The sequence below is a fragment of the Brachyspira pilosicoli genome (assembly GCF_019402445.1).
GTDB lineage: Bacteria > Spirochaetota > Brachyspiria > Brachyspirales > Brachyspiraceae > Brachyspira > Brachyspira pilosicoli_B.
In genome coordinates this window covers 1-18103 of record NZ_SRZM01000089.1, presented here as the reverse complement: position 1 = coordinate 18103, position 18103 = coordinate 1, and the positions used below count along the sequence as shown (strand labels likewise).

At 28.5% G+C, this 18103-nt stretch carries 16 protein-coding genes; 8 read left to right on the top strand and 8 right to left on the bottom strand.

Annotated elements, in window-relative coordinates:
* Nucleotides 1-119: 119 nt before the first annotated feature.
* Nucleotides 120-2507, top strand: coding sequence for an ankyrin repeat domain-containing protein (locus E6A48_RS03705; protein ID WP_219708672.1), 2388 nt, complete (start codon nucleotides 120-122; stop codon nucleotides 2505-2507).
* A 4-nt stretch (nucleotides 2508-2511) separates the two neighbouring features.
* Here the strand turns inward: E6A48_RS03705 and E6A48_RS03700 are convergent, their stop codons facing one another.
* From E6A48_RS03700 to rpmF, 7 genes are all read right to left on the bottom strand, one after another.
* Complete coding sequence (locus E6A48_RS03700) at nucleotides 2512-3084, bottom strand: hypothetical protein (RefSeq protein ID WP_219708671.1); 573 nt, start codon at nucleotides 3082-3084, stop codon at nucleotides 2512-2514.
* A gap of 337 nt (nucleotides 3085-3421) precedes the next feature.
* On the bottom strand, nucleotides 3422-3994 hold the full coding sequence (locus E6A48_RS03695) for an RnfABCDGE type electron transport complex subunit G (RefSeq protein ID WP_219708669.1): 573 nt from the start codon (nucleotides 3992-3994) through the stop codon (nucleotides 3422-3424).
* Nucleotides 3991-5082: an RnfABCDGE type electron transport complex subunit D gene (locus E6A48_RS03690; protein WP_219708668.1), complete on the bottom strand. Its 1092-nt coding sequence runs from the start codon at nucleotides 5080-5082 to the stop codon at nucleotides 3991-3993. Before E6A48_RS03690 ends, E6A48_RS03695 begins: the two co-directional genes overlap by 4 nt.
* A gap of 4 nt (nucleotides 5083-5086) precedes the next feature.
* Nucleotides 5087-6394, bottom strand: coding sequence for an electron transport complex subunit RsxC (gene rsxC, locus E6A48_RS03685; RefSeq protein ID WP_219708666.1), 1308 nt, complete (start codon nucleotides 6392-6394; stop codon nucleotides 5087-5089).
* 53 nt (nucleotides 6395-6447) lie between these two features.
* Entirely contained in the window at nucleotides 6448-7302 is an 855-nt protein-coding gene (locus tag E6A48_RS03680) for a 3-oxoacyl-ACP synthase III family protein (RefSeq protein WP_219708665.1), read from the bottom strand.
* A gap of 14 nt (nucleotides 7303-7316) precedes the next feature.
* Nucleotides 7317-8336 (bottom strand): phosphate acyltransferase PlsX, encoded by a 1020-nt coding sequence (gene plsX, locus E6A48_RS03675; protein ID WP_219708663.1) that lies wholly within the window; start codon nucleotides 8334-8336, stop codon nucleotides 7317-7319.
* A gap of 19 nt (nucleotides 8337-8355) precedes the next feature.
* A complete protein-coding gene (rpmF, locus tag E6A48_RS03670) occupies nucleotides 8356-8550 on the bottom strand; it encodes a 50S ribosomal protein L32 (protein ID WP_147732075.1) in 195 nt (64 codons plus the stop codon).
* Between the two features lie 229 nt (nucleotides 8551-8779).
* Here rpmF and E6A48_RS03665 point away from each other — a divergent pair, with 229 nt between their 5' ends.
* The gene (locus tag E6A48_RS03665; RefSeq protein WP_219708661.1) at nucleotides 8780-9214 is read left to right on the top strand and encodes a hypothetical protein; all 435 of its coding nucleotides are present in this window, start codon (nucleotides 8780-8782) and stop codon (nucleotides 9212-9214) included.
* Nucleotides 9215-9218: 4 nt separating this feature from the next.
* Here E6A48_RS03665 and E6A48_RS03660 read toward each other — a convergent pair whose 3' ends face one another.
* Entirely contained in the window at nucleotides 9219-10550 is a 1332-nt protein-coding gene (locus tag E6A48_RS03660) for a hypothetical protein (protein ID WP_219708659.1), read from the bottom strand.
* Nucleotides 10551-10654: 104 nt separating this feature from the next.
* Between E6A48_RS03660 and der the strand changes: the two genes are divergently transcribed.
* From der to E6A48_RS03630, 6 genes are all read left to right on the top strand, one after another.
* Entirely contained in the window at nucleotides 10655-12118 is a 1464-nt protein-coding gene (gene der / locus E6A48_RS03655) for a ribosome biogenesis GTPase Der (protein WP_219708657.1), read from the top strand.
* Nucleotides 12108-12755, top strand: a complete 648-nt coding sequence (gene plsY / locus E6A48_RS03650; protein WP_219708655.1) for a glycerol-3-phosphate 1-O-acyltransferase PlsY — start codon at nucleotides 12108-12110, stop codon at nucleotides 12753-12755. Before der ends, plsY begins: the two co-directional genes overlap by 11 nt.
* 244 nt (nucleotides 12756-12999) lie before the next feature.
* Entirely contained in the window at nucleotides 13000-14082 is a 1083-nt protein-coding gene (locus tag E6A48_RS03645) for an ester cyclase (RefSeq protein WP_219708653.1), read from the top strand.
* Between the two features lie 23 nt (nucleotides 14083-14105).
* Complete coding sequence (locus E6A48_RS03640; RefSeq protein ID WP_219708651.1) at nucleotides 14106-15377, top strand: MFS transporter; 1272 nt, start codon at nucleotides 14106-14108, stop codon at nucleotides 15375-15377.
* A 21-nt stretch (nucleotides 15378-15398) separates the two neighbouring features.
* Nucleotides 15399-16400, top strand: a complete 1002-nt coding sequence (locus E6A48_RS03635) for a nuclear transport factor 2 family protein (protein WP_219708649.1) — start codon at nucleotides 15399-15401, stop codon at nucleotides 16398-16400.
* 84 nt (nucleotides 16401-16484) lie between these two features.
* The gene (locus E6A48_RS03630; protein ID WP_219708647.1) at nucleotides 16485-18074 is read left to right on the top strand and encodes a sodium:solute symporter family transporter; all 1590 of its coding nucleotides are present in this window, start codon (nucleotides 16485-16487) and stop codon (nucleotides 18072-18074) included.
* The last annotated feature ends 29 nt before the right edge of the window (nucleotides 18075-18103 follow it).

Below are 18103 nucleotides of genomic sequence, written 5' to 3'. Positions count from 1 at the left end.
GTTTTATTTTTTTATTTTATAAATGTTATAGTAATATTATATTTTTTCTTTATAATGTTGTTATTAATTTATTATTATTATATAATTTTTTATATTATGTTTACTAGGAAATTGATGTTATGATTAGAAATGTATTTTTATTAATTATATTAGTTTTTTCTGTTCATTTTAATATATATGCTATAAATCAAAAAGAAAGTGAATTGTTTTTGGCTATAAAAGAAAAGAAAAATGAAAGAGATTTAAGAGAAATTTTAAAATATAGAGTAGATTTTTCTGCTACAAATGATATGGGATTAACTCCGCTTTTATATGCTATTGAATGCAATAATGAAAGAGCTTTGAGAGTGCTTCTTGAATATAGTGATGTTAATATTGAATACAGACTTCATGATGGTTTTGCTGCTTATCCTGATATAAATAAATATGAAGGAGACAGCGTTAATATAGGAGGGGCTACTCCTTTAATGTTTGCTATATTTAAAAATAATTCTAGGATAGTTAAACAGCTTATAGATAAGGGAGCTAATGTTAAAGCTAAAGATAATGAAGGAAACTCAGTATTTTTATATGCATGCGGTTTTGGAGACGGTAATATTATAAGAATGCTTCTTCAAAAAGACAAAATGATAGTTAATGATAAAACTTCTAACGGCAATCTTAATGGACTTCATTATGCTGCTGCTTTTAATAATTTAAATACTATTAATTTCTTAGTTAAAAATGTTGATATGAATATTAATGACAGAGATTCAAACGGATGTACTGCTTTATATTATGCCGCTTACTATGCAAAAAAGGATGCATATAATCTTCTTATTAAACTTGGTGCTAATAAAGATATAGGAGATAATTATGGAGTAACTCCAGAATATATACTATCAGGCGGAAGTTCTGCTATTGACCTAGAAAACAAAGAAGATAATAATACAAATACTTACAATGAAAACATGTTTATAGCAAGAGTTATTCAAACATCAGACACTAATGCATTAAGAGATATGATGATGTATTCTAATTTCAATATGAACTCTATGATTTTGTCTTATGAAACTCCTCTCACTTATGCTATACACCTTGATAAATATGATATGGTTGATGAGCTTCTTAAATATAGAATTAATAATACAAATATCATAAATATAGAAACTTCTTATATACCGGCTGATGAAGTTTATTTCGATGAAGATAGAGCAGAGTTTAGAGGCAATGTATATTTGGGTGATGTTAGCCCTTTGCAGTATGCTATATTTAAAAATAACACTAATATAATAAACACACTTTTATATTATGGTGCTGATATAAACAGAAAAGACAGTTTAGGAGACAATGCTTTAATGTATGCTGCTAGATTTTCAAGTGCAGAAGTTATTGATACAATTTTAAATTATAGCAGCAATTCTTATAGGGTTGTAGATATATACGGCAACACCCCTTTACATAATGCTTCATCACTTGGAAACACTAATACTTTAATTGCTCTCATGAATAGAACTCCTATTAACATAAACATACAAAACATTGATGGAGATACTCCTTTGCATTTAGCTGTAAAAAACAATAATAGTAATACTTATAGATTTTTATTATTAAAGGGAGCTGATTATACTATAAAAAATTATGACGGCAAAACTGCTTCAGATTTATTGTATGGTGATAATAATGTAGAAAATATAATGGGTAATTTTGGCGAAACTAATATTTATGATACGAATTCATATAATAATAATAATTTAAACGTTATTCAAGCAAATAATATTGTAGAATATTTTTTGTATGATAATATGCCTGATGATGATACTTCTTATTATAAAAAAGAAGAAGAAAATAATGAATATGCCAATCAAGTAGAAAGTAAGATTCTTTTTGATGCTATTTATAAAGATGATGCAGCTCTAATACATAATGCTATCTCTAATACAGTTGATCTTAATACAAGAAACTCTGAAGGATTTACTCCGCTTCTTTATGCTATTCATTATGATAAAACAAATGCTCTTAATATACTTTTAAGCTACACTGATAAAATTGATATAAATAAAACATTAGACAATTATACTAATTATTATTCTAAAAAAGGAGTTAACTTTAGCGGAGAATTAGTATTTGATAAAACAACCCCTTTAGAATATGCTATATTTAAAGGAAATATTAATATAGTTTCTATGCTTATGGATAATAACGCTGATATATATCTTGAAGATTCAAAAGGATATAATGGAATATTTTATGCTTCTGCTTTTGGAGATTATGCTCTTATAAATAAAATATTACAAAAATATCCATCTATATATAATTTTAAAAACTCTAATGGGGATAGTGTACTTCATATTGCAGCAAGTTACGGTAATAATAACGCTATAAGTTTTTATTTATATAATACATTTTTAAGTATAAACACAAAAAATAATGAAGGAAAAACTCCATTAGATTTAGCAAATGAAAAAGGATATACTAACACAGTAGATTATTTAATAAAAGGCGGTGCTAAATATGGTAATCAATAATTATTTATTTTATTGTTTCAAACCCGTCGAATATGTAAGTGTATGAGCTATTATCAGGATATAGTGTTATAGTAATTAAAGCTATATTTTTATGTTTGCTTTCATCAAATGTATTTAGTGGTATTGTTAGAGTTATATTATTTCTAAAAAATAAATGCGAACTGTTGCCAATCCATATATATCCGTTTAATGTTTTTTGACTATCACTTGAGTTATAATCAAATTTTATTTTGTTATCAAATATATATTTTTGAGTATCTATAAAATTACCTGTGTTATCTGTACAAAGGTAATAACCATTATTAAAATCGGCAGTATGACTATAAGTTTTGTTATTTATACTAAAATCTATATCTTTAGCATACATATTATCATATTTTAAGAAAGCCTTATTGTTAGACTCTCCCTTTACTCTCACTTTAAGATACATAGTTTTAGCAGTTCCGTTATTATTATTTGTATTATTGTTGTTTGTATTGTTATTATTTGCACTGTTATTTGGTTTGTATGAACTGTTACAGCTTAATGACAATATTAATATAATAATTAATGTTAAAGATTTAATTAAATTACTCATATAAATAATATAAGATATATATTTTTTTAGTCAATATATGTTATACTATTAAAAATAGTATATGCTATCATATCCATAAAGAACTATACTTTGTTATATAATTTTTTATTCAACTTTTTCCCGCCTTACGCACTGCGGACTTCGTCAAAGTTTTTGCCATCCGGGCACGCTTCGCGAAAGTGCAAATAAAAAATAGTACCAAATCATAATAATTGTCTATTAAATAAAATATAAACCTTTATTTTAATATATTCAAACAAGACTTAATAATTTTCAGTATTATAAAAAAGAGCCTCATAACAATGAAGCTCTTATTAATATTTATTAAAACTATATTTTATTGCAAGAATAAATTAACAGCCTGTTCATTAGCACTATTAACAGCTGTTACAACAGAAGTGCTTGATATAGTAGCACCGCTAATAGCTGCTATTTGAGCATCAAGTGCCTCTTCTGGTTTTATACCTTTTACAACAGTAAGAGGTACAATAGAACTTTTATTAGTAAATTGATTTCTAAAACTAGGCTCTACAATTTTAGCACCAAGTCCTGGAGTTTCAGCCTGTTCAGTAACAACTATTCCAGTAATTGTAGTAGCATCATCACTAAAACCAACTAATACTTTATTTTGACCATTATATCCGCCGGCAGAAGAAAGTATAGCATAACCAGCTACAGAACCATCAGCCTTTTTACCAATATAATATGGATATGTAGCATTCTCACTAATAGGACCTTCTATATTATCAGCATTAGGTATAACAGCCTTAACACCATTTAATACAGTTTTTTCATTGTTAGCTAAAATATCTTTCTCAAAAGAAGAATAAACAAATGATAACAAAAATCCAGCAACTAGAGCAGTTAATGTAACAGATATTACAGCTTTATAAGTAACTTCTTTTTTCATTGTTTTGCTCCTTGTTGTTTTTCTATATTTATAGCCTCTTTCTTACCAAAAGGTTTAGGACGAGTATACATAGATATTAAAGGCATAAACATATTTCCTATTAATATAGAATACATAGTATATTCCGGAGAAGAACCAAAAGCTCTAAGTATTGCAAGTACAGTACCTATTAAAAGAGCATATATCCAAGCTCCTAAATGACTAGAAGGGCAAGTAACCATATCAGTAGCCATAAAGAAAGCACCTAAAACAAATCCGCCAGCAAATACTTGATATATAGGAGAAGCAAATTTTCCAGGCATAGCAAGACAAAGTACTAAACTTACTGTAAATAGAGAGATAAACATTCCTAAAGGTATTCTCCAATCTATAGTTTTAGTAGCAATTAAGAATATTCCGCCTATTGTAAGAAGTATAACAGAAGTCTCACCTATAGCTCCACCAGTGCTTCCTAAAAGCATTTGAATATAATAGTGAGCTTCAAATTGAATTTGTTCTATTAAAGAAGTACTAATACTATTATTATAAGTAAACTTCATAAAAGTTAAAGGAGTAGCCTGTGATAGAGCAGTCATCATATCAACTGACTGAGTACCGCCTGTAATAGCATTCATAGTTCTATGCCAATCTGTAATAAATAAATCTAAGAAAGGCACTCTAATAGGAGGAGTATAAGCACTCATTTGAGCAGGGAAAGCAACCTGTAAAAAAGCCCTTCCTACCAAAGCAGGGTTAAATATGTTAGAACCTAAACCTCCAAAAACTTCCTTAGCAAAAACAATAGCAACAATCCCTCCAATAACAACCATTGTAATAGTGGTACTAGGAGGTAAAGTCATAACCAAAAGCAAAGCCGTAACCACTGAAGCATAATCAGGAAGTACAGGCTGTTTTCTCATCTTTCTAACAATTATATTACATAAAACACAAGTAATAATAGAAGCAAGATATAATATAATTACTCTATTACCAAATAATACTACGCTATATATAATAGCAGGTAAAAGAGCAATAATTACTCTTAACATAATTTTTTGTGTAGTATCTCCATCTTTTATATGAGGAGAAGATTCAGTGTATAACTTCATTATCTTATCTCCTTAACAAATCTTTACCATATCTAATCCATTGTACCAAAGGTATTTTGGAAGGACATATGTAAGAACAACATCCGCATTCAAAACAAGTAGCTATATCCAAAGAATTTAATTTGTCTTTAACTTTAGCCTTAGCTGTATGAGCTATCTCAGTAGGAGAAAGATGAAGAGGGCAGGCATTAGCACATCTTCCGCATTTAATACAAGGATATTCAACTTCTTTAGGCAATTTATTTTTATCTAAGAATAATAAAGAGTTAGTACCTTTATTAACGCATTGCTCCAAATTAGGAACACTAGCACCCATCATAGGACCGCCTGCTATAACAAGCACATCATCAGAAATAAGACCGCCACACTCATTAACTATATGCGAAATAGGAGTACCAAGCGGAACCCAAATATTTTTATGTTCTTTAATAGCATCACCAGATACAGTAACAATTCTCTCTATTAATGGTTTATCTTTAGCAACAGCTTCATATATAGCATATAAAGTAGCCACATTTACAACTAAAACATTAACGTCCATAGGAAGCTTACCAACAGGTACAACTCTACCAGTAGTAGCATCAATAAGCATTTTTTCAGCACCCTGAGGATAACGAAGTCTTAAAGGCATTACTTCAACATTATAATTTTGAGCAACTTTGCCCATTTCTTCAATAGCCAAAGGTTTATTAGCCTCTATACCAATAACAGTTCTTTTTACAGAAGGAATAATTTTTCTTAAGATTTCTATACCTTTGAATAAATCTTCAGTATGTTCCATCATAAGTCTATAATCGCTGGTAATATAAGGTTCACATTCAACGCCATTAATAATTAAAGTATCGCAGTTACCTTTTGCAGCACCATCAACTTTAACATTAGTAGGGAAAGTAGCTCCTCCCATACCAACTATACCAGCATTTTGAATTTTTTTAGACATCTCTTCTGCAGATAAAGTCATATAATTATTATTTAGAGTAAAATCAACATTATTAGCTTCGGCATCTAAATTAATTAGAAAAGCACTAGCTCCTCTTCCCAAAGGTGGCGGAGCAATTTCTATATTAGCAATAGTTCCGCTAACAGAAGAAAACACATTTCCAGATACATATCCGCTAGCTTCTCCAATCATTTCTCCTCTTTGAACTTTATCCCCTTTGTTCTTTAACATTTTAGCAGGTGCACCAATATGCTGTGCCATAGATATTAAAACTGATTTAGGAGCTTGGGTCATAGTAGAAGAAGCTATTTGAGCAGTATCTTTGCTATCATGAGGATGTACACCCCCAAAACGAAATTTACCTAACTTCATAATATATGTCCTTATTTTTTACATTTTTTATATAAAATTAATATTTATAATATTTAATCAATATTTAATACAGCAACAGCTCTAGTATAACCACTTCCATAACTGCATAAAGCTAATTTAGTATTTTTCTTTATACTGCCATCTTCTAAAGCCATAGAAAGAGCAACTCCAGAAGAAGCACTCAATGAAGAGTTAGCATTTTCCATTTTTGTATAAACAATGTCTTTAGGAACATTTAAAGTATTAACAAAAGCATCAAAAGCATTTTTACTAGAATATGACGGTATGTAATAATTAGGTTCTATGTTATTTTTAGATAAAGTTTCTTTTGTATATATAGCAGCTTTTTTTGCCTCATTTTCAAATATTTCATTATTTTTTATAGAGATAAAATGTTCTTTATTATTAACGCCTTCTTTAGTATATGGTTTAGCAGTTCCGCCCATAGGGATATAACAATTTTCTAAAGCACTGCCGTCTGTAACAGAGTCTATGAAAGATATTTCAATATTTGATTTTTCATTAGAAACCATAGCAGCAACAGAAGCGTCATCAAATCTATTAGTATCATCACAAATATAAAAAGATTCTGCCGCCACTACTAAAATGTTTTTATATCTATTACTTTTTATAAAAGCATAAGCAAGCCTTAGAGCGGATATAAAACCAGTAAAATCACTTTCTATATCAAAACAAAAAGCATTTTTAGCATTAATTTTACCTGCTAATATACAAGCAGTAGATGGATAAATATAGTCTTTAGTAACAGTAGCACAAATAATAGCATCTATAGATAATGGGTCTATATTTTTTATAGTATCTTTAATAGATTCCATAGCTAATTCAGATGCAGGCATAGAGGTTTGTTTATTTTTATAAGTAGCCTTACAAGATTTAATATATACCATATATAAAAACCCTTTTAAAAAATTCTTCTTTTCACACCAGAATCTAAAAGTTCTTTAGATATTTTTTCATTTATTTTGGCATCTAAGAATTTATACATATTAAGTACAGCGTTTGTTACACCAGCTCCGCCAGTAGTGCCGTGTCCAACAAAAGCACCACCATTTAATCCAAGTAATATAGCAGAACCATAAGAGTCAGCACTCATTTGTGTTTTTAAGTTTTTAAATACAGACTTCATCATAACAGCCCCCATCATATTAAGAGGGTTTTTCTTTATTTCAGTCTTTAATAAATTTACTATTAAACTAGCACTTCCTTCTATACTCTTTAATACTATATTGCCATCAAAACCATCTGCAAGTACAACATCAGCAAGATCAGATTTAAGCATACTGTTAGGTTCAACATTGCCTACAAAATTTACTTTTTTCATTTTTTCTAATCTTTCGAAGTATTTTTTTACAGCGGCATTACCTTTACTATCTTCTTCACCTATATTGAGAAGTGCAACTCTTGGATTATTTATGTTCATATATCTTTTAGCGAACACTCTACCCATAACGGCGAATTGAGCCATATAATCTGGAGTACAATCAACATTTGCCCCCATATCCATCATACAGAACTCACCGCCTATTTTAGGAAGTGTAGATACTAAAGGGGGACGCATAACACCTTTTAAACGACCTATTTCTGTAAGTGCAGCAGCTAGGGTAGCTCCAGTATTACCTGGTGAAAAGAAACCTTCCGCTTTTTTATCCGATACCAAACGTGCTGCAACTAATACAGAAGCATTTTTTTTATGTTTTACCGCAACAGCTGGAGTTTCTGTCATTTCTATAATGGAATCGCTATGTTTTATATCAACACGATTCTTATCATATTTCAACGATGATAAAGATTTAACAATATCTTTTTCATTACCAACTAATATTAAATTTACATCTTTATTTAAAGACAATGCTCCAATTGCGCCATTAACTAATTCGTCTAGAGGTTTTTCTCCGCTAGCAACATCTATGGATAAATTCATTGATAATCCTAATTATTTATTAACCAGCATTTTGATTTTTATTAGCTTTTACTACTCTATCTTTGTAGAAACCACATTCAGGGCAAATTCTATGCGGCATTCTTTCTGCTCCGCATTGAGGACAGATTGATAAAGAACCTAAAAATCTTTTATCGTTAGCAGCTTGTCTTGATCTCTTTTTTGATTTCGATTTTCTATGCTTAGGTACAGCCATTTAATTTCTCCTTAAAAGTTATATAATTGTCAAACTTACAATACTATATATATTTTACTATTATGTCTTATTTTTGTCAAGTTTTTATTATTATTGCTTAATATACTTATGTGTTAATTTTTAATTTAAGCATAGCATATAGCGGTTTTGTGGTATTGTTTATATTTCTAAAAATTATAAAATATGTTAATATTATTATTATTATATTATTTTTTATAGGTTATGGTTTATGAAAAAGTTTATTTTACTAATTGGGATATTTTTTATTACAGGATGCAATTTATATGTTGGCGATAAAGTTAGCATACTTATGTTTAATGAAGATACTAATGGAAATGAGATTACTAATGATACTTTAAATTTTATACTTGTAAAAAGAGATAATACAAATAGTCTTAATAATATCACATATATCAGCGGAGTTATAGAAAATAGAGCAGGAGAACAGAATATAACAAATATAACTGAAGCACAATATATAGAAGATATTAATAATACTAATTCTGTAAAAAATCTAAATTTAGATGATTATAATATGACTATTAATTATAATAAAAAAAGTATTATTTTTATAGACAATGACGGTACAAAATATACATTGCCTTTAAATAATTCTGAAGATACTTGGTTTTATAAATTAATCAAAGGTGCTACTAATTTATAAACAATCAATTTTTGTTTATATAATCATTTATTTGCTTGTTTATATTTATACTATTTTCTAATTCATACTTGTTTATATATCTTTTTACTGTTAAAGACATAGCAAAAGTATTTAATATAAAAAATATTAGTAGAGTATATAAAATATTTTTTTTATTAATAATTATATTTTTATATTTTACTATAAATAACAAAATATAAGAATAGCTTATAGCGAATATTCCATATAAATAATGAAAAGAGCTAGAGCTTGGAGGAGCTATGAGGAAAAATATAGTTGATATTATCATAGATAATAGTAGTATTTTAAATATTTCTTTAATAGTTGATTCAATATTATTTAAAGTATATTTTTTATTGAATAAAATATAAAAACTGCCAATTAAACAAATTGCTGAGAATATCAAACTCAATAATAAAAATACAAATCCAAAAATAAAAGCTGGTTCTGAAAACCAAAAATTAAGTATATTATCAAGATTTCTCATATATGCAGCAGACATTTCATTTGTGGGAAATAGTATAAATGCCTGATATTGAGGAAAACCTATATTGCTTATTGAACTTTTCTTTTCTAACATCAAATAAGTATTATAGAAATGATTTTTTATTTCATATACTAAATATGGAAGATATAGTAGAAAAGATATAAATATTCCTATAACAAAATGTAATATATATTTAAATGTTTTTTTGTATTTTATTATTAAATATATAATCATTGTAGGAACAATGGAAAAGAAAACAGAAAAATGTGCCTGAGTCATTATTGCTAAAGTTGGAAATATAAATACAGCAGATAGTTTTGTTTTTAATTCACTATCATTGCATATATATTCAAATAAAAATATAAAAAATATAAAACTAAATATAAGAGTTAAACTAGGATTCCAAAAGTTAGTTAATGCTCTAATAACATAACCATTACATAATATAAGTACCGACATAAATGATGTTGTTACCAAACCAAATCTTTTAAAAATCCAAAATAAAAATATTAAAAGAATAGATAGGCTAAATATATAATTAATAAGTTTGGCTAAATAAAGGTTTTCATTAGACATTTTATAAAATAATGTGTAAGTAATATAATATATTCCTCCAGGCACTCTTGGCATTGTAAATTCGTCTTTATATGTATCAGATAATTGAAATCTTGTTCCTGTATATGGGGATATTTGTTTTTTATACCATCTATGCATATCATAAAAATGCTGAAAATCGTCTAATGTTGATCTATATGGTAGTATAGATAATGATGTATATATATTTACTATAATAGATAATATTATAATACAAATTAATATAGCATTTAATTTTTTATTTCTCTCTATCATTTTATTGATTCTATATTAATAATATATAAAGTCAATAAAATATAATAGCAATATATTATATTTTATGTTATTATAAAAAGAGTATAATATTTAAGGTTTAATAAATGAAGAATATTGCTATACTTGGCAGACCTAATGTAGGTAAGTCTACACTTTTTAATAGATTTGCAGGAAGAAGAAAATCAATAGTTGATCCTACAGCTGGAGTTACAAGAGATATCAGCATAGCTAAAACATATATTGATGATATAGCTTTTAATGTGTTTGATACAGGCGGACTTCTAGATATGAGTGAAGATGTGTTAAACGAAAAGGTAAGAGAGAAGGCATTAAAGACTGCTACAGATGAGGCTCACTTGCTTTTATTTGTCGTAGATGCTCATCAAACTCACCCAGATGATAGGCATTTTATTAATACTATAAGAAAATTAAATAAACCTATTATACTTGTTATAAATAAGATAGATTCTGATTCTCATAACAATTTAATTAATGAATTTTACTCTCTTGGTATAAAAGATATTGTTGCTATAAGTGCTGAACATAATAACGGTATTGATGATTTGAGGGATAAAATACTTGAAGTTTTTGAAAGAATAGGAATTGATTTAGAATCCGAGAGAGAGATTACTAAAAGAGAAGAAGATAATAAAAAAGAAGATAAAGTTCTAGATGATGAAGAGCTGTTTGAAGATTTTGATGAGGACTATGATGAAGAAAAAGATAACAAAAAACAACAAAGACTTGATGAATATATATCAAAAAAGAAAATCATAAACATAGCCATAGTAGGAAAGCCTAATGCTGGAAAATCTACTTTATTAAATACATTGATTGGAAAAGACAGAAGTATTGTTTCAAATATTGCAGGCACAACAAGAGATTCTATAGATGAAACATTTAATTTTAAGGGTGATGATATTTGTCTTGTAGATACTGCTGGTATAAGAAAAAAGAAGAATGTTAATACAGATGTTGAGTATTATAGTGTAAATAGGGCAATAAAAGCAATAGAAGCTTCTGATGTGTGCATACTAATGCTTGATGTTTTTGAAGGTTTAACCGATCAAGACAAGACTATAGCAAACCTCATAATAGAGAGAAGAAAGGGCATAATAATTGCTGCTAATAAATGGGATATAAGAGAGAAGGGCACTACTTGGAATGATTATGAAGCTTATATGAAGTCAGCTTTTCCTGTGCTTAATTATGCTTTTTATGCTAGGGTTTGTGCTACGAGAAAAAATGATGCTGAGAAACTATTATCTTTAGCCATCAGAGTGGCAAAAACAAGGCTTCAGAGATTTGAAACACATGCACTTACTGAAACTATGGTGAGAGCTACTAGAGAATATTCTATATCTGCAGGAGGAAATCCATTTAAGATTTTCTATGTTACTCAAACAGGTGTTAATCCCCCTGCTTTTGCGGTATTTTGTAATCATCCGCATAAATTAAATTCGCATTATAAAAGATATTTAGAAAATAGATTTAGAGAGATGTTCGATTTTAGAGGAACACCTATTATACTTAACTTTAGAAAGAGAGGAAAGAAATATGATAATTAAAATTCTAATAAGTGTAGTTATATCATATATAATTGGTGCTATACCATTTTCATTTATAATAGGAAAAATTAATGGTCATGATGTGAGAAAAGAGGGCAGCTGTAATCCAGGGGCAAGCAATGTGCTTCGTGTTTGCGGTAAAAAGGCTGGTATTGCTGCTTATATTTGCGATATAGGTAAGGGAATGATTGCTGTTATAGTACCTAGTTTTATTCTTTCTGATATCATTTTAAGTCATAGCTATATTTTAATTGTTTGTGCTGTGGCTTCTATACTTGGGCATGTGTTTTCTATATTTTTAGGCTTTAAGGGCGGCAAGGGAGTTGCAACTAGTGCTGGTTCTATGTTTATGCTTGCTCCAGTGAGTTTGCTTATCACTATGATATTTTTCTTTATAGGTTTATTTGCTTCAAGAAAAACTGTTGCTATTGGTTCTACTTTTGGGGCTTTAGCTTTTCCTATTGTGCTTAGCTTTTTATATTTTAAGGCTAACTTTTTATATAGAATATTTTTTAATGTTAATTATATAGCTTTATTTCCAATAACAATACTTCTTGCTATATTTATTATAATAAAACATATACCAAATTATAAAAGAATATTAAAGGGTGAAGAGAATAGTTTTTCTAAGAAATAATTTTCATATAAAATTGACAATGCTTAAAAAATGTCTATAATTATACTATATAACATTTTTTTGGATATAATATGCAGTATTATACTACATCACCTAAAAAAAAATTAAGATTCTATTCTATAGTCTATCAATTTATTTAATTCTTACTAATATTTTACTATTTGAGATTACTATTTTTTAATCTTTAATTCTAATTTTTATTTAATTTAACTAAAAAAAATTTTTATTTTCTTAAGGAGTAAGTATGTCTAGTAATTCAAAAATTTTTTATGGAGATACATCTTTTGTGACTCCAGTTGGCAACTTTGATTATAATGAATTTTCAAAAGCTACAAAAAGAGAACAAAATATGCCAGGATTTGATTCTCAATATAGAGATTTTGTAGATTATATTATGAAAATAACTCATAATATTTGGGAAGAAAAGGGTATAGGTGTTATATATGATACATATCACAATAATGTAGTAATGCATTCAGCAACAAATAAAATATCAGGAATTAAGGAGGTTATATCAGGTACTATGCAAACTCTTCATGGATTTCCAGATAGAAGGTTAATAGGTCAAAATGTTATTTGGTCTGAGCTTGGAGATGGATATTTATCTTCACATCGCATAATGTCAACAGCAACTAATTTAGGCGACAGCAGTTTTGGAAAAGCTACAGGCAAAAAGGTAACATTTAGAACAGTTGTAGATTGTGCATGTTCTAATAATAGAGTATATGAAGAATGGCTTGTGAGAGATAATTTATGGATTTGCAAACAATTAGGCTACGATCCTATTGAATTAGCTAAAATTCAGGCTGAAAATTCTGTATCATTTGAAGAACCTCCAAAAAGCAGTTATGGTATTAATGAAGCTATGGAAGGTCAGTTTAGTCCTAAAGTATACAATGCTGCAGACGAAAGCGTTGGCGAAGTTATGTTGGAAATGGTGAGCAGAATTTATAATTACAAATTATTTAATGAAGTAAAGAAATATTATTATGATAATGCTGTTGTGCATTTTATATGTGATAAAGATTTGGTAGGATATCAAGAGATACAGGGAATGTTAATAAGTATTTTTGCTTCTATGCCTAATGCTAGCTATGAGGCAGAACGCGTTACTATTAATAAAAGAGCTAATACAGAAAATAGCTATGATGTTGCTATACGTTATAGAATAAGAGGTATAAATGAAGGTATAGGATATTTTGGAAACCCTTCCGGAAAACCTATAGAAATACTTGGAATAAATCATTACTATGTTGTAGATAATAGAGTTCAAGAAGAATGGATGACATTTGATGGTTTAGATGTATTAAAACAAATGTATAAATAATAAAATTATAGGAGACAATACATATGAGTAATGAGAAAGACACTTCTATAAATGATATTATATTAGGTAAAGATTTATCTAATATACAAAGAATAATAGCCTTTCTTTCTATAGTTATAATATATTTTTTCTATTGTTATAATTTTATGGTTGGGACTTTCGTTAAACCTACTATGATAGCTGAATTGGCAAGCGGCGGATTTGGTTTTACTTTAAAGCAAACAGAAGAAATATTTGCCGTTATGTCTTTTGGTACAATACCCGGCACAATTATTTTTGGTATACTTTCATCAAGAATAGGAAAGAAGCGTACACTTATAATAGTAGCAATGCTTATAGCTATTACTACTTTTATACCTATGCTTTCATATACTAATGTTACATTATGGAAAGTAGCAAGATTTTTCACAGGTATTACATTAGGCGGAGTATTTGGTACAGCTATGCCGTTAATAGCAGATATGTTTCCAAGAAAATACAGAGGTAAATTAGCAGCAACACTTACAGCATTATTTTCACTAGCTATGATATTTGGCGGTAAGCTTTATGGTATGCTTGGAGATGCTAATTGGAAAATATTGATGTATACTACTATTATACCTCCTGCTATAGGAGCATTTCTTACTTTGATATTTGTACCTGATGATAGTAAATATACCAAAGAATTATTAATAGAGAGTAAAAAAAATAATGAGAAAATAAGTTATTTTTCTATGTATAAGGGAGTTTATTTATTTATAGGAATAGGTACTATACTTTTATCAGGAGCTAATTTTACAGGATATTCATCTTTTTCAAATAATGCTACTACATATTTGACAACTGGTTTAGGATTAACTGCTGCTGTGGCTGGTAATATTTATAGTTTACAGGGGTTGGGTCAGCTTTTTGGATATATAATTTGGGGTACTATTGCTGATAAATTTGGAAGAAAAGTGCCTGCTGTTGGTATGCTTCTTAGTGCGGTGCTTATATTTATTTTCACAAGGTTAACAGTAAATGATGTTGTTGGTTTTATGATAGTATCAACTTTATTAGGTTTTGCATTTGGTTTTTCAGGTGCTTGGGGTGCTTATTATTCAGAATTGTTCCCTGAAAAATTTAGAGCTTTATCAGCAGGTATATCTTTTAATGGCGGAAGAATAGTTTCTACTTTTGCTTTGCCAGCTATAGCAGGATTAGGAACAACTACTTCTGCTGCAGGAATGATTCCTATATTTAGAATTTCTATGATAGTTATTGCAGTAGGAACTGTAATATGGGCATTCCTTCCAGAAACTTTAAAAAAGAAATAAAAAATAATAGAGGAGTTTATTATGGGATTTCAAGAAGAAAAAAAATTAATATTAAAATATTTTGATGAATTAGAAAACTCAAATTCTGACAATGTACAATCTGTTATGGAGAAATATGTTACTAAAGATTATAAATGGAGAGGGGTTTATCCTTTTAGAGAACAAAATAGTTTGTCTGATGCATGTAATAATTTTTGGAAACCTCTTTTAAATTCTATAAAACATATTCAAAGAAGACAGGATATTTTTATAGCAGGAAATAATGAGATATCTGAAGGAAAATGGGTGATGAGCATGGGACATTTTATGGGGCTTTTTGATGCTGATTGGCTTGGTATTAGAAAAACTAATAAAATGGTTAGCTTAAGATATGCAGAATTTAATCATGTAGAAAATGGTAAAATAAAAGAAACAGGATTGTTTATTGATATTATAGGGCTCATGATTCAAGCGGGTGCTAATCCTTTGCCTCCTGCTACTGGTATGTACTTTGTATATCCTGGTCCTAGAGACCATAATGGAATATTACTTGAAGATGCTGATCCTAATGAGGGAGTAAAAACATTGCAGCTAATTAATAAAATGGTCGATGATTTATCTGAGTTAAATAAAAGCGGTTCTATGACTTGCCCTCCTGAAATATTAGAAAAGACTTGGCATAAAAATATGATTTGGTATGGACCTGGCGGAATAGGTGCTAGTTATACAATTCCGCGTTATCAAGAGCAGCATCAGCTTCCTTTTAGAAGTGCATTAAAAGATAAACAGTTTAATGGACATGTATGCAGATTTGCTGAAGGAAATTTTGCTTGTTTCTTTGGTTGGCCTAATCTTTCTAATACTCCTATAGGCGGATTTTTAGGACTTCCTGGAGGTATAAGAGCTGATATGCAGGTTGTAGATGTATATTATAGAAAAGGTGATAAGCTTTCAGAAAACTGGGTATTGATAGATTTGCCGTATTGGTTAAAGCAGCAGGGATTAGATATTTTAGAGAGAACTAGAACAATAATGAATCCTTAAAAAAGGAGTTAATTATGATGGAGTAGTAGGTATTTATTTAGCTTTTAAATAAATACCTATTGCTGTTTAAAAAAAGGAGAAAATATGTCAATAGTGGATACTATCGTTATCATTGTATATTTAATTATTGTGCTTTTTACAGGATATTTTGTTGGTAAAGATAATAAAGACCAAGAAGATTATTTTTTAGCTGGAAGGGCAATGAATTGGTTTCCAGTAGCTTTATCTGTAGCAGCTACTATGATAAGTGCTAATGGATTTATAGGCGGTCCTGGATGGGCATATATGGACGGTATGGGTCCTTTTATGATTAATGTGGCTGTTCCTTTTGCTATATTTTTTTCTATGTTTATAACTACTCCTATCATATATAAATTGAGAGTAACTTCTGTATACCAATATATGAATTATAGATTTGGGAATATATGCAGAAATCTAACGGTTTTACAATTTTTTATTAATTCATTAATTCAGGTAAGTTCTATGGTTTTTATTCCATCTATTATAGTAGAAAGAATAACAGGATGGTCTTTAACTATAGTAGTGCCTATTATAGTTGTTATTGCTCTTATATATACTCTTGTAGGAGGATTAAAAGCTGTTATATGGACTGATGCTATACAGATGTTTGTTGTTTGGGGAAGCGTAATATTTGTAATATACACTGCTTTGAAAAAAGCGGATATGAGTTTATTAGATAGTATTGTTTATGCTAAGGAGGCTGGTAAATTAAATACTTTAGATTTTTCTTTTGATATGGCAAAACCTAATACTTTTTGGGCTACTTTAATTGGAGGAAGTATTTTTTGGATTAGATACTTTGCTTTTGACCAAATTCAAATTCAAAGAATATTATCAGCCAAATCTATAAAAAATTTAAAAGCATCTTTATTTACAAGTGCTGTAGTATCAAATATAACATATTTCTTTATGCTTTTTGTAGGAATTATTTTATTTGCCTTTTTTAATGGAAGAATATTTAAAGCATCAAATGATGTTATGATAGAATTTATTTTAGAAAATATTCCTGTAGGAGTAGTTGGATTAGTAATAGCAGGAGTTTTTGCAGCATCTATGTCTAGTGTAGACTCTATACTTAACTCTATGACAACTGTATTTATCAAAGATATATTTGAGGAATATTTTTCTAAGGATAAGAAAGAAGCTCCTTTATCTTTTTTAATGATTGTATCTGCTGTGTTAGGTATTATTATAATTATATTTGTATTAGTTGGATTTAAAGGCTCTGTAAAATCTGTATTAGATGTTGTAGGCGGATATATATCTTATTTTTCTGGTCCTGCATGCGGTGTTTTTCTTCTTGCGATATTCACTAAAAAAGCTAATGATAAAGGTTCTGCTTTAGGTTTTATATTTGGTTTTATAATAGGACTTTATTTGGCTAAAACTTATAATATATTTTGGATAATTAATCCTGCTATAGGAGCTTCTATTACTTTTGTAACAGGATATATTTTCAGCTGCATTATACCTTCTAAAACAAATAAATCTGATATAGAAAAATATACTATTTTTGGAATATCAAAACTGCAAAACGAATCTGCAGAAGATATAAAATATGGAACACCTTTAAAATTTGATAAATATTCTATATCTGTATTAGTATTTTTCTTTATTCAATATATTATTTTGTTTGTATTGCAATATTGTTAAGTTTATAAATATGTTATTATTTTTACTGA

What these genes read in the sequence shown, in the direction of transcription:
- plsX (WP_219708663.1), bottom strand. Translation starts at nt 8,336, where the DNA reads ATGAATTTATCCATAGATGTTGCTAGCGGAGAAAAACCTCTAGACGAA.
- E6A48_RS03630 (WP_219708647.1), top strand. Translation starts at nt 16,485, where the DNA reads ATGTCAATAGTGGATACTATCGTTATCATTGTATATTTAATTATTGTG.
- E6A48_RS03695 (WP_219708669.1), bottom strand. Translation starts at nt 3,994, where the DNA reads ATGAAAAAAGAAGTTACTTATAAAGCTGTAATATCTGTTACATTAACT.
- der (WP_219708657.1), top strand. Translation starts at nt 10,655, where the DNA reads ATGAAGAATATTGCTATACTTGGCAGACCTAATGTAGGTAAGTCTACA.
- E6A48_RS03660 (WP_219708659.1), bottom strand. Translation starts at nt 10,550, where the DNA reads ATGATAGAGAGAAATAAAAAATTAAATGCTATATTAATTTGTATTATA.
- E6A48_RS03705 (WP_219708672.1), top strand. Translation starts at nt 120, where the DNA reads ATGATTAGAAATGTATTTTTATTAATTATATTAGTTTTTTCTGTTCAT.
- E6A48_RS03690 (WP_219708668.1), bottom strand. Translation starts at nt 5,082, where the DNA reads ATGAAGTTATACACTGAATCTTCTCCTCATATAAAAGATGGAGATACT.
- rsxC (WP_219708666.1), bottom strand. Translation starts at nt 6,394, where the DNA reads ATGAAGTTAGGTAAATTTCGTTTTGGGGGTGTACATCCTCATGATAGC.
- E6A48_RS03640 (WP_219708651.1), top strand. Translation starts at nt 14,106, where the DNA reads ATGAGTAATGAGAAAGACACTTCTATAAATGATATTATATTAGGTAAA.
- E6A48_RS03680 (WP_219708665.1), bottom strand. Translation starts at nt 7,302, where the DNA reads ATGGTATATATTAAATCTTGTAAGGCTACTTATAAAAATAAACAAACC.
- E6A48_RS03645 (WP_219708653.1), top strand. Translation starts at nt 13,000, where the DNA reads ATGTCTAGTAATTCAAAAATTTTTTATGGAGATACATCTTTTGTGACT.
- E6A48_RS03665 (WP_219708661.1), top strand. Translation starts at nt 8,780, where the DNA reads ATGAAAAAGTTTATTTTACTAATTGGGATATTTTTTATTACAGGATGC.
- plsY (WP_219708655.1), top strand. Translation starts at nt 12,108, where the DNA reads ATGATAATTAAAATTCTAATAAGTGTAGTTATATCATATATAATTGGT.
- E6A48_RS03635 (WP_219708649.1), top strand. Translation starts at nt 15,399, where the DNA reads ATGGGATTTCAAGAAGAAAAAAAATTAATATTAAAATATTTTGATGAA.
- E6A48_RS03700 (WP_219708671.1), bottom strand. Translation starts at nt 3,084, where the DNA reads ATGAGTAATTTAATTAAATCTTTAACATTAATTATTATATTAATATTG.
- rpmF (WP_147732075.1), bottom strand. Translation starts at nt 8,550, where the DNA reads ATGGCTGTACCTAAGCATAGAAAATCGAAATCAAAAAAGAGATCAAGA.